The sequence below is a fragment of the Streptomyces sp. NPDC055400 genome, from assembly GCF_053644375.1.
This window is the reverse complement of sequence record NZ_JBSHLM010000024.1, coordinates 1-11,425: the sequence shown is the minus strand read 5'-3', so window position 1 is coordinate 11,425 and position 11,425 is coordinate 1. Positions and strand designations below refer to the sequence as shown.

Genomic DNA, 11,425 nt, shown 5'->3' with positions numbered 1-11,425 from the left:
TAGGACGAGCGCGGCGGTTACGGCAAGAACGAGCGCGACGGCTATGGCTCTGGCCACGGCAAGCCGCGTGGTGGCATCCACGCCGGCGGTGGCGCCCTCACCGCGCTGAACGAGGACGACTGGACCAAGGACAAGGAGAAGTACGACCCGGAGAGCTACAAGAACGACGAGGGCGGGGACTCGTGGGGCTCCGACTCCGGGCGGGAGAAGCCCAGGGGCGGCATGCACACCGGTGGCGGCGGGCTCGCCTCGTCGCCGGGTGTCACGGCAGGCGGGATCGCGGTCCTCGGGGTCGCCGCGGCCGGCGCGTTCGCGATGCGCCGTAAGCGCGCGTCCGACAGCGCGTCCTGACCGGTGCCCGTCATAGCGGCCGGGGCCGCCGCGTTAACACGTCGCGGCGGCCCGGCTGGCTTTCTTTTTTGCCCAGTTCCCTCTTGAAGCTCCCGACTGCACGGTCCCGGACGGCTTGCGCTGTTGCCGGACTCTTTTGCTGTTCCGATCTTCTTGCGCTGTTCCAGATCTGCTCGTTCCAGTGAGGTGGTGCCAGATGGCAGCCCGGTTGCCTTCCCCCAGTCAGACGGAGTCCACGCCGCCCGAGCGCCGCTCCCGCCGCGGGCCATGGATCGTGTGGTCCGTCGGAATCGTCGTCCTGTTGGTGAGCCTGTTCGGCGGTCAGGAAGAGACCTCCGACATCACCGATTCCTCCGGCGCTTCGCGTCCCGCGGTGGCGCTCGCGCCGTCCTCACAGCCCGATCCGCTCGTTCCGCCCACAGAGCCCACAGAGCCCGCGGAACCCGCAGAGCCGGCATTGCCCGCTGCGCCCACAGAGCCCGTGGCGCCCGCAGAGCCCGTGGCGCCTGTCGGAAAGCATCTGCCGCGGGCGAATCCCACGCGGCTGCTCATTCCGAAGATCGGCGTGGACGCGCCCTTCACCCGTCTCGCCATCGGCCCCACGGGCCAGCTCCAGCCCCCGCCCGCCGCCAACACGAACCTGGTCGGCTGGCAGGCCGACGGCGTGTCCCCGGGCGAGACCGGTACCTCGATCATCGCCGGGCATGTCGACACGAAGACGTCCGCCGCCGTGTTCGCCCGGCTCAGCGCACTGAAGGCGGGGGACCGCTTCAGTGTCGAGAGGGACGACTTGAGCACGGCCTCCTTCGTGGTCGACAGCGTCGAGACGTTCTCGAAGAACAACTTCCCCGACAAGCGCGTGTACGGGGACACGCCCCAGGCGCAGGTCCGGCTGATCACCTGCGCCGGGGCGTACGACCACGGCAAGAAGGACTACACCGACAACCTGGTGGTCTTCGCCCATCTTGTCTGAGGCCGTTGGGAGTTGTCAGTCCCGGGCCAGGACTCCCACGAGAGCGTCCCGCAGTTCCTTCCCGGGATCCGCCGACGGTCCTTCGGACCGCCACGCGACGAACCCGTCAGGGCGGACGAGGACCGCACCGCCCGGGGCGACGCCATGGGCCTCGGCCCAGTCCACGTCGCCCACGGGGGTCAGCTCCGCGTCGGGCCCACTTCCGATGCGGTACGAGTCGAGCGGGACGGTCAGCCGCTGTGCGACGGCCGTCCCCGCGGTGTGCCACGCGCCGTCGCCGTCCCCGGAGCTCAGGAGCACCAGCGACCTCTCGTACAGGTCGAGGCTGGAGACCCGGGTGCCGGCGCGGTGGAGCCACAAGTGGGGCGCGCGGCTCCCGGGTTCGCCCGTCAGCCTCATTCCCTCGGGTACGACCGGTGTCGCCGGGTCGACGCCGAGCACCGCGCCACGCGGATAGCGGTAGCCCAGCGCCACATTGAGGATGCCGCCCTTCTTGCCGCCGGGACCACCAGGGCCGCCGGCGCCGCCGGCCTCCGGGCCAGGGGTGTATCCCGGGTGGCTGTGCTCGACCGATCGCGACGAGGCGCGGGCGCTCGTCGCCTCCGCGACCGGCCGGCGCTCCAGGTCATAGGAGTCCAGCAGACCGGGACCTGCCCAGCCGCCCAGCACGGCGGCCAGCTTCCAGGCGAGGTTGTGCGCGTCCTGGATACCGGTGTTGGACCCGAACGCCCCGGTGGGGGACATCTCGTGGGCCGAGTCGCCGGCGAGGAACACCCGCCCGTCCGAGTACCGTTCGGCGACCCGCTCGGCGGCGTGCCAGGCGGCCCTGCCGGTGATCTGCACGTCGAGGTCCGGGACTCCGGTGGCGCGCCTGATGTGTTCCGTGCACCGCTCGTCGGTGAACTCCTCGAGCGTCTCCCCGTTCTCGGGGTGCCAGGGAGCGTGGAACACCCAGTGCTCACGGTTGTCGACCGGCAGGAGTGCGCCGTCGGCCTGCGGGTTCGTGAGGTAGCACACGATGAAGCGCCGGTCGCCGACGAAGTCCGCGAGGCCGTGCGAGGTGAACGTGACGCTCACGTTGTGGAACAGGTCGCCCGGGCCGCTCTGCCCGATGGCGAGCCGCTCGCGGATGGGGCTGCGCGGCCCGTCCGCCGCGACGAGGTACTTCGCCCGGACGGTGGTGTGCTCGCCCGTGTCACGGTTCTTGAGCTGTGCGGTCACGCCCTCGGCGTCCTGCTCGAACGACATCAGTTCCGTGTGGAACCGCAGGTCCCCGCCCAGCTCGCGGGCGCTCTCCAGGAGTACGGGTTCGAGGTCGTTCTGACTGCACAGGCACCATCCGGCGGGGCTGAAGCGGGCGAGCCCGCCACCGGGGTCGATCTCCTTGAACAGCCATTCGCCGGCGTCGCCCACCAGGGTCGGCGTCTGCAGGATGCCGTGGTTGTCGGCGAGGACCGACGCGGCGTTCTCGATGCGCTGCTGGACCCCGGCGACCCGGAACAGCTCCATGGTCCGCACGTTGTTGCCGCGCCCGCGTGGATGGATCGATGTGCCCGAGTGGCGCTCCACGAGCATGTGCGGGACGCCGAGACGCCCCAGGAACAGCGAGGTCGACAGGCCCACCAGGGAGCCGCCGACTATGAGTACCGGCACGTCCTGAGTGCCCTCCGGGGCCTCTTCCGATCGGTTCATTTCTGCCTCCAGCCGTAGCGGCGACCTGGGTCAGTGGTTGGGATCACAGTCCATGCCTCCCCGTGCCGCTTCGCCCCCCGGAGCACCCGGACGGGTGCTCCGCTCACCCGTACGGCGCTTGGGGATCGCGCCCGCCGGGGGGCCGAACAACGATCGGCTCATGCGACCCCGGCATTTCGGACGCGGTGGTCGTTCCTGATCTTTTGCGAAGAAGAGGAGAGGTGTGCCGTATGACCCCGATCTCAGGACGCATATCGCAGTCGGCCTTCGACGGCTCCAGGCTGCGGGTGATCCTTATGCTCGACCTGTACGAGGGAGCCCAGCAGCAGTTCCTGGACGCGTACGAGCACATGCGCAATCAGGTCGCGTCCGTGCCCGGTCACCTCAGTGACCAGCTCTGCCAGTCGATCGAGAACCCTTCGCAGTGGCTCATCACCAGCGAGTGGGAGAGCGCCCCGCCCTTCCTCGCGTGGGTGAACAGCGAGGAGCACGTCGAGACCGTCAAGCCGATGCACAGCTGCGTCAAGGACACCCGGTCGATGCGCTACAGCATCCTGCGGGAGACCCACCCCGCAGATCCGGTCAAGCCGGCGCCGGCGGCGGCGAACGCGGTGGCGGCCCGGGTGGGCGACGGCGCGGCGCGCCACGCCCTCACCTTCACCGTCAAGCCGGGTTCCGAGTCGAAGGTCGCGGAGATCCTGGCCGGTTACCAGTCGCCCCAGGCCCAGGTCGACGGCACCACGCGCCTGCGCCGCACCTCGCTCTTCATGCACGGCAACCGCGTCGTGCGGGCCGTGGAGGTCGAGGGCGACCTCCTCGCCGCACTGCGCCACGTCGCCCGTCAGCCCGAGGTGCGGGCGGTCGAGGAAGCCATCAACCCCTACCTCGAACAGCACCGGGACCTCACCGACCCCGAGTCGGCGCGCGTGTTCTTCACCCGGGCCGCGCTCCCGGCCGTCCACCACGTCGTGTCCGACGTTCCGGAACCGGCCGACCTGCGGCGGCACGCCCTGTACTACCCGGCCAGGAAGGGCCGCGGGATGGACCTGGCCCGGCTGCTCGCCGAGCAGGACGCGGCCGCGGCGGACACCCCGGGCAACCCGGTGTACAGCAGCACCGTCTTCCAGCGCGACGACATCGTGGTGCGTCTCATCGACATCACGGGTGAGCTCGACGCCGACCCGGTCGTCTCCCTCGGCCTCAGCGGCGCGAAGAAGTGCGCGGAGCTCGAGAAGCTCCTCGACGGCGCCGCCATCGGCGTCGAGGGCTCCCTGCAGACGGAGCGCAACATCAACCGGCTTCTGTCGCACGCCGACATGATGCCCATCACCGACCGCAGCTCGGCGGGTTCCTGACGGACAACCGCGGGGTGTCCGTGGGCAAGGGCCCCGGACGCCACCGCCGCACCCGGAGGTATCAACCATGATCAAGAATCCACGCATCGTGGACCTGAGCGATACGGAGCCCAACCGCCGGCGAGGAGGTGATCTGCGGGCCATGCTCACGCCGGCGACGGTCGGCTCCACCAGTGGCTTCATGGGCCTGGCCCTCGTCCAGCCCGGCGAGCGCATCGGCGAGCACTACCACCCGTACTCGGAGGAGTTCGTCTACGTCGTCAATGGCGCCCTCGAGGTGGACCTGGACGGCGAGACGTATGAACTCCGCCCGGATCAGGGCCTGTTGATCCCGATCAACGTGCGCCATCGCTTCCGCAACGTCGGCGGCGTGGAGGCCCGCATGGTCTTCCACCTCGGCCCGCTCGCCCCGCGTCCCAGCCTCGGCCACGTCGACACGGAGGCGACCGAGGACGCCGGATCCGGACCCGGGTTCATCACCGGTGGCCCGGACCTGGCGGCGCCGGAACACGGACAGCCGTCCGAGCGTAGTGGGGCCATAACGTGACCCGGCGGGTGGCTGTCACCGGAGTCGGTGTAGTCGCCCCGGGTGGCATCGGGGCGAGCGCGTTCTGGGACCTTCTCGCCAACGGCCGTACCGCGACCCGCGGCATCACGCTCTTCGACCCGGTGGGCCTGCGCTCACGCATCGCCGCCGAATGCGACCTGGACCCGCTCGCACACGGGCTCGACCCGGAGCTGGTCGAACACGCAGACCGGTACATTCAGTTCGCCGTCATCGCCGCCGGCGAAGCCGTCAAGGACTCCGGAATCGACACCGGGGTCGAGGACCCCTGGCGCATCGGAGTCTCGCTCGGCAGCGCCATCGGCGGCACCACCCGCCTGGAGCACGACTACGTGCGGGTCAGCGAGGGCGGGAAGCGGTGGGACGTGGACCACCGCGCGGCCGAACCGAAACTCCACATGGCGTTCTCGCCGAGCACACTCGCCTCGGTCGTCGCCGAACAGTTCGGTGCCCAGGGCCCGGTGCAGACGGTATCCACCGGCTGCACCTCCGGGCTCGACGCGGTCGGCTACGCCTTCCACACCATCGAGGAAGGCCGCGCCGACATATGCATCGCCGGGGCGTCGGACTCGCCGATCTCCCCGATCACGATGGCGTGCTTCGACGCCATCAAGGCGACGTCGCCCAACAACGACGATCCCGAGCACGCCTCCCGCCCCTTCGACGCCGAGCGCAATGGCTTCGTGATGGGCGAGGGCGCCGCGGTGCTCGTCCTGGAGGACTACGAGCACGCCCGTGCGCGAGGCGCGCACATCTACTGCGAGCTCAGCGGCTACGCCACCTACGGCAACGCCTACCACATGACCGGTCTCACCAGCGAAGGCCTGGAGATGGCCCGGGCGATCGACAACGCGCTCGACCAGGCCCGCCTCGACCCCACGCTGATCGACTACGTCAACGCCCACGGTTCGGGCACCAGACAGAACGACCGGCACGAGACGGCCGCGGTCAAGGTGTCCTTGGGGGCTCACGCCTACGAGACACCCATGAGTTCCATCAAATCCATGGTGGGCCACTCCTTGGGCGCGATCGGCGCGATAGAGGTGGTCGCCTGCGTCCTTGCCATGAAGCACCAGGTGGTGCCGCCCACGGCGAACTACGAGACCCCCGACCCCGAGTGCGACCTGGACTACGTACCGCGCACCGCACGTCCGCGAAAGCTGCGGAACGTCCTCTCCGTCGGCAGCGGATTCGGCGGATTCCAGTCCGCGGTGCTCCTGACCGAGACAGGTGGGAGGACACGATGAGAACGGAACGCGCCCGCGGCGCGGCCATCACCGGGATCGGTGTGATCGCGCCCAACGGACTGCACGCCGAGGCGTACTGGAAATCCGTCCGGGAGGGCCTCGGCGCCCTGGACCGGATCACCCGCGAAGGATGCGAGAACCTGCCGCTCCGCGTCGGGGGCGAGGTCCGCGGCTTTGATCCCGCGGACCTCATCGAGGAGCGGTTCCTCGTCCAGACGGACCGGTTCACCCACTTCGGTATGGCCGCCGCGGCGCTCGCCCTCGACGACGCGGCCCTCGGCCGCGGCGACCCCGCGGAGCCGTACTCCATCGGCGTGGTCACCGCGGCCGGTTCCGGCGGCGGCGAGTTCGGGCAGCGGGAGCTCCAGAAGCTGTGGGGCCAGGGCTCCAAGTTCGTGGGCCCCTACCAGTCCATCGCCTGGTTCTACGCGGCCAGCACCGGACAGATCTCGATCTGGAGCGGTTTCAAGGGGCCGTGCGGAGTGGTCGCGAGCGACGAGGCGGGCGGTCTTGACGCCATCGCGCACGCGGCCCGCACCGTACGGCGCGGCACCGGCGCCATGGTGGTCGGATCCGCCGAGGCACCCCTCGCCCCGTACTCGATGGTGTGCCAGCTCGGCTACCCCGAGCTCAGCACCGCCGAGGACCCCGACCGGGCCTACCTGCCCTTCACCTCGGGAGCCCGTGGATTCGCGCCCGCCGAGGGCGGCGCGATGCTCGTCGTCGAGGACGAGCATCTCGCCCGCGAGCGGGGGGCGGACATCCGGGCCGTGGTGGCCGGCCACTCGGCCACCTTCACCGGCGCCTCCCAGTGGGAGGAGTCCCGCGAGGGCCTCGCCCGCGCGATCAAGGGCGCCCTCGACGAGGCGGGCTGCGCCCCCGAGGAGATCGACGTCGTCTTCGCCGATGCCATGGGCGTCCCGGCGGCGGACCGCGCCGAGGCGCTGGCCATCGCCGACGTCCTGGGTGCGCACGGCAGGCGTGTACCCGTCACGGCACCCAAGACCGGTACGGGGAGGGCCTACTGCGCGGCGCCCGTCCTGGACGTCGTGTCCGCCGTCTTCGCCATGGAGAACGGCCTCGTACCCCCCACCCCCAACGTGTTCGACATCTGCCACGACCTCGACCTGGTGATGTCTCGCGCTCGCCCCGCCGAGCTGCGCACCGCCCTAGTCCTCAGCAGGGGACTCATGGGCTCCAACGCGGCGCTGGTAGTGCGCCGCGGCGGCGACTCCGTCCGGTAACGACCGGGCGGGAAGGAGAACTCGCATGATCACCGCAGAACTGACCTTCGACGAACTGGCCCGCCTGATGAAGAAGGCGGCCGGAGTCACCGTGGACCCTCATCAGCTCAAGGAGTCGCCGGACTCCCCGTTCGACTCCGTCGGCCTCGACTCGCTCGGCCTGCTCGGCATCGTGGGCGAGCTCGAGAACCGGTCCGGCCAGCCGCTTCCCCCGGACTCGGAGCGCTGCAAGACGCCCCGGGAGTTCCTCGACCTCGTCAACAGCACCCTCAAGGCTGGAGCCTGACATGTCCGGACACACAGAGAACAGCATCACCATCGACGCTCCCATCGACCTCGTCTGGGACATCACCAACGACATCGAGAACTGGCCGCAGCTCTTCAGCGAGTACGCGTCCCTCGAAGTCCTCTCCCGCGAGGGCGACAAGACGACCTTCCGTCTGACCATGCACCCGGACGACAACGGGAAGGTGTGGAGCTGGGTCTCGGAGCGGACCGTGGACCGCGCCAAGCGGTCCGTGCGTGCCCGTCGCGTCGAGACCGGGCCCTTCGCGCACATGGACATCCGGTGGGACTACACGGAGACCCCGGAAGGCACCCGTATGGACTGGGTGCAGGACTTCGCGATGAAGCCCGAGGCCCCGGTCGACGACGCCTGGATGACGGACAACATCAACCGCAACTCCGTCACGCAGATGGGCCTCATCCGCGACCGGATCGAGCGCGTCGCCCGTGACCGCCAGAACGCCGCCGTCTCCCGCTGATCGCGCACCCGGAAGGAAACCCGATGCATCACGCTCTGATCGTCGCCCGCATGGCGCCCGGTTCGGCGCCGGCGATCTCCGACGTGTTCGCCGCCTCCGACCGAGGTGAGCTCCCGCACCTGATCGGTGTCAACCGACGCAGCCTCTTCCAGTTCGGTGACGTGTACCTGCACCTCATCGAGTCCGACGAGGACCCGGCGCCCGTCATCGCGAAGGTGGCCGGGCACCCCGAGTTCCGCAGTGTCAGCGACCAGCTGTCGCCGTACGTCAGCGCGTACGACCCCGAGACATGGCGCAGCCCCAAGGACGCCATGGCGCACCGCTTCTACCACTGGGACCGGAACAACCCCTCCTGAGTGAGGGCACGACACAACCCGAGGCCGCCGGTCCCGCGTCAGACGCGGAGCCGGCGGCCTCGGGTTGTGTCCGGAGGTGATGTCCCGGTCAGGCGGGGACGGTGCACTCGAAGGCGTGCAGATACGCGTTGACGGGACGGACCTCGCCGAGGACGAGACCCGCGTCCGTCAGCCGCTCGACCATGCTCAGCCGGGTGTGCTTCGCGCCGCCGACGTTGAGGAGCAGCAGCAGGTCCATGGACGTCGTGAACTTCATCGACGGGGTGTCGTCGACGAGGTTCTCGATGACGATGACGCGGGCACCGGGCCGCGCCGCCTTGCGGACGTTGGCCAGTGCCCTGCGGGTGCTGTCGTCGTCCCACTCCAGGATGTTCTTGATGATGTAGACATCCGCCTGGACCGGGATGTCCTCGCGGCAGTCACCGGCGACGATGCGCACCCGCGAGGCCAGCGAACCGCCGTCGCGCAGGCGCGGATCGGCGTTCTCGACCACCCCCGGCAGGTCGAGCAGGGTGCCGTGCATGTCGGGGTGCTTCTCCAGCAGGCTGGCCACGACCTGCCCGTGACCGCCGCCGATGTCCGCGACCGAGGCCACGCCCGTCAGGTCGAGGAGGGCGGCGACGTCGCGCGCGGACTGCTCGCTGGACGTCGTCATGGCGCGGTTGAACACGTGCGCCGACTCGGGGGCCTGCTGGTTGAGATAGGTGAAGAACTCAGCTTCGTACACGTCCTCGAAGACGTTGCGGCCGGTGCGCACCGCCTCGTCGAGCTTCGGCCAGACGTTCCAGGTCCACGGCTCGGTGCACCACAGCGCGATGTAGCGCAGGCTGTGCGGGTCGTCCTCGCGCAGGAGCCGGGACATCTCCGTGTGCGCGAACGTGCCGTCCGGGAGTTCGGTGAAGACTCCCTGGCTGGACAGTGCGCGCAGCAGCCGGCGCAGTGTCGACGGCTGGGTCTTCACCGCGGCCGCCAGGTCCTCCGCGCTCATGGGCGTGTCGTCCAGGGCGTCGGCGACACCCAGGCGGGCGGCCGCGCGTACGGCGGCGGCGCACGCGGCCCCGAAGACCAGCTCCCGCAGGCGCATGGGTGACTGGGGGGCCTCATCAACGGTCGTCATCTGTTGCCTCGCTTCTGCTGGCGTTGTGTGTGCGGACATGGCGTCGGCCCTCAGCACATTCCGGCGGGCACGGAGACCGCACACCTGTTGTTGCGGAACGTGTTGCCCTCGCCCTTGTCCTGGCGGGCCAGGTCGGCCGTGCCATTGCCCATCACGAGGTTGTTGCGGATCTCGTTGCGCTGGTTGAGGGCACCCTTGAAGTTCTTGGCGAACACGATGCCGCCCGACATCGGGGCCTTGCCGACGTTGTCCACGACGGTGTTCCGCGCCACCAGCGAGTCCTCGACGCCGGTGAGGACGATGCCCGACCCCTGGAGGTAGGGCAGGCGCGCGGTCGCGGGGCAGTACTTGTTGTTGTCGTGGACGTAGTTGTGGCGCACCTTCAGTGCGCCGGGGCGTGGCTTGTTCTCGTCACCCACGAGCATCATCGCGGCGCAGTTGCCGGTCGCCTCGTTGTGCTTGACGGCCACGTTCCGCAGCCGCCGCACGGTGAGGCCGATCCGGTTGCCGAGCAGACGGTTGTGGCTGATCACCGCCTGGGCGTCGAAGGCCCCCTCCTCGGCGTCGACCGTGTTGCCCAGGAAGAGGCCGGCGTCGCCGTTGGCCTCGACGGTGTCGTGGCGGAACACCCCGCGCACGGACCTCTCCTGGGACATGCCCCACTGGCCGTTCTTCTCGGAGGTCACTCTCTCGACCCGGAGGCCATCGGTCCCGGTGGACCACAGACCGTTCTTCTTGAAACCGCGAAGGGTCAGCGAGCGCACGGTGACGTTCTCGACGGGCTTGCTCTCGGTCCCGGTGACGCAGATGCCGTTGCCGGCCTCGGCGCAGGTGCCGGCAGCGGACGCCGCGTCAGGAACGATGACGGTGGACCGGGCGCCCGCGCCCCGCAGCGTCAGTCCGGACACGGTGATGCTGACGCTCTCGTGGTAGGTGCCGGGGGAGAGGACGATGACGTCTCCCGGCTTTGCCGTGTTCACGGCTTTCTGGATCGACTCGCCCGGGTTGACCCGGTGCACTGTCCGGCTGTCGGCCGACGGGGCCGCGGCCCCCACCCCCGACACGACGACGGCCGCGGTGCATGCGAGGTAGGCAATCTGTCGCTTGGTCATATGGCGAAGCTACGAGCGGGTGTTCCGGCCCGCCACCGTTGATCGCCCAGGTGGGCAGCGCCCTACGCTGGGGGTGAGCCGAACGAGCGGAAAAGGGGGCGGCGCATGGCCACTTGGGGGCTGATCGTCGAGATGACGGTGGGGTCGGGGGAGCGCAAGCACGTGGAGGCGTCCGTGCTCGCGCATGTGGAGGGCTCGCGGGAACAGGCCCTCGCGGAGCTGGCGGAGTGGATCGGGCGCTATACGCCGGAGCATCCCCGCAGTCCGAAGCGCAGCCGCATCTTCCGCACCGCCGACGGATTCCTGCTCGTCATCGACGGTGCCTGGCAGTCCTTCAGTTCCCGGTTCACGGTCGCGGAGCTGGTGAAGGACAGTGCCGCGCCGCCGCCCGAGCCGCAGCCGGCCCCCGTGGCGACACCCGAGGACACCGCCACCCCGACCGCCGCACCGCCCGAGGACGCCGCTCCGGCACCCTCGGGCCCGAGTACGGACCGGTACGAGGACGGGGTGCCGGTGAAACCGGCCTGGCTGGGCCGCACCGACCTGCCGTGACACTCCTAGGTGTCGGCGGATACCGGTGAGTCGGTGCGTGCGGCGACTGAGTTCTGGGTGGCGGATTTCGGGATGGGGCGGTCGTCGCGCAGGGCTT

At 69.9% G+C, this 11,425-nt stretch carries 13 protein-coding genes; 10 read left to right on the top strand and 3 right to left on the bottom strand.

All coding sequences use genetic code 11. The features are described 5' to 3' along the window. The first annotated feature begins 222 nt into the window (after nt 1–222). A complete protein-coding gene (locus ACWIGU_RS42855) occupies nt 223–351 on the top strand; it encodes a hypothetical protein (RefSeq protein WP_454407307.1) in 129 nt (42 codons plus the stop codon). Between the two features lie 196 nt (nt 352–547). Further along, nucleotides 548–1,324: a class F sortase gene (locus ACWIGU_RS42850; protein ID WP_454407306.1), complete on the top strand. Its 777-nt coding sequence runs from the start codon at nt 548–550 to the stop codon at nt 1,322–1,324. Between the two features lie 15 nt (nt 1,325–1,339). Here the strand turns inward: ACWIGU_RS42850 and ACWIGU_RS42845 are convergent, their stop codons facing one another. Further along, nucleotides 1,340–3,016, bottom strand: coding sequence for an FAD-dependent oxidoreductase (locus ACWIGU_RS42845; protein WP_454407305.1), 1,677 nt, complete (start codon nt 3,014–3,016; stop codon nt 1,340–1,342). Nucleotides 3,017–3,246: 230 nt separating this feature from the next. On the opposite strand from ACWIGU_RS42845, the gene ACWIGU_RS42840 reads away from it, so the two are divergent. The 7 genes from ACWIGU_RS42840 to ACWIGU_RS42810 all read left to right on the top strand — a co-directional run bounded on the left by ACWIGU_RS42840 (nt 3,247) and on the right by ACWIGU_RS42810 (nt 8,547). After that, complete coding sequence (locus tag ACWIGU_RS42840) at nt 3,247–4,371, top strand: SchA/CurD-like domain-containing protein (RefSeq protein ID WP_454407304.1); 1,125 nt, start codon at nt 3,247–3,249, stop codon at nt 4,369–4,371. A 67-nt stretch (nt 4,372–4,438) separates the two neighbouring features. After that, the gene (locus tag ACWIGU_RS42835; RefSeq protein WP_454407303.1) at nt 4,439–4,918 is read left to right on the top strand and encodes a cupin domain-containing protein; all 480 of its coding nucleotides are present in this window, start codon (nt 4,439–4,441) and stop codon (nt 4,916–4,918) included. Continuing rightward, complete coding sequence (locus ACWIGU_RS42830; RefSeq protein WP_454407302.1) at nt 4,915–6,183, top strand: beta-ketoacyl-[acyl-carrier-protein] synthase family protein; 1,269 nt, start codon at nt 4,915–4,917, stop codon at nt 6,181–6,183. Before ACWIGU_RS42835 ends, ACWIGU_RS42830 begins: the two co-directional genes overlap by 4 nt. Continuing rightward, nucleotides 6,180–7,427 (top strand): ketosynthase chain-length factor, encoded by a 1,248-nt coding sequence (locus tag ACWIGU_RS42825; RefSeq protein WP_454407300.1) that lies wholly within the window; start codon nt 6,180–6,182, stop codon nt 7,425–7,427. Before ACWIGU_RS42830 ends, ACWIGU_RS42825 begins: the two co-directional genes overlap by 4 nt. Before the next feature lie 25 nt (nt 7,428–7,452). Then, complete coding sequence (locus ACWIGU_RS42820; RefSeq protein WP_454407299.1) at nt 7,453–7,713, top strand: acyl carrier protein; 261 nt, start codon at nt 7,453–7,455, stop codon at nt 7,711–7,713. A 1-nt stretch (nt 7,714) separates the two neighbouring features. After that, a complete protein-coding gene (locus ACWIGU_RS42815; RefSeq protein WP_454407298.1) occupies nt 7,715–8,191 on the top strand; it encodes an SRPBCC family protein in 477 nt (158 codons plus the stop codon). 23 nt (nt 8,192–8,214) lie between these two features. Next, nucleotides 8,215–8,547, top strand: coding sequence for a TcmI family type II polyketide cyclase (locus tag ACWIGU_RS42810; protein ID WP_356287098.1), 333 nt, complete (start codon nt 8,215–8,217; stop codon nt 8,545–8,547). Between the two features lie 88 nt (nt 8,548–8,635). Here ACWIGU_RS42810 and ACWIGU_RS42805 read toward each other — a convergent pair whose 3' ends face one another. Both ACWIGU_RS42805 and ACWIGU_RS42800 read right to left on the bottom strand, forming a co-directional pair. Next, a complete protein-coding gene (locus tag ACWIGU_RS42805) occupies nt 8,636–9,664 on the bottom strand; it encodes a methyltransferase (protein WP_454407297.1) in 1,029 nt (342 codons plus the stop codon). A 50-nt stretch (nt 9,665–9,714) separates the two neighbouring features. Further along, the gene (locus ACWIGU_RS42800; RefSeq protein WP_454407295.1) at nt 9,715–10,776 is read right to left on the bottom strand and encodes a right-handed parallel beta-helix repeat-containing protein; all 1,062 of its coding nucleotides are present in this window, start codon (nt 10,774–10,776) and stop codon (nt 9,715–9,717) included. Between the two features lie 105 nt (nt 10,777–10,881). Between ACWIGU_RS42800 and ACWIGU_RS42795 the strand changes: the two genes are divergently transcribed. After that, nucleotides 10,882–11,328, top strand: coding sequence for a hypothetical protein (locus ACWIGU_RS42795; protein ID WP_454407294.1), 447 nt, complete (start codon nt 10,882–10,884; stop codon nt 11,326–11,328). The last annotated feature ends 97 nt before the right edge of the window (nt 11,329–11,425 follow it).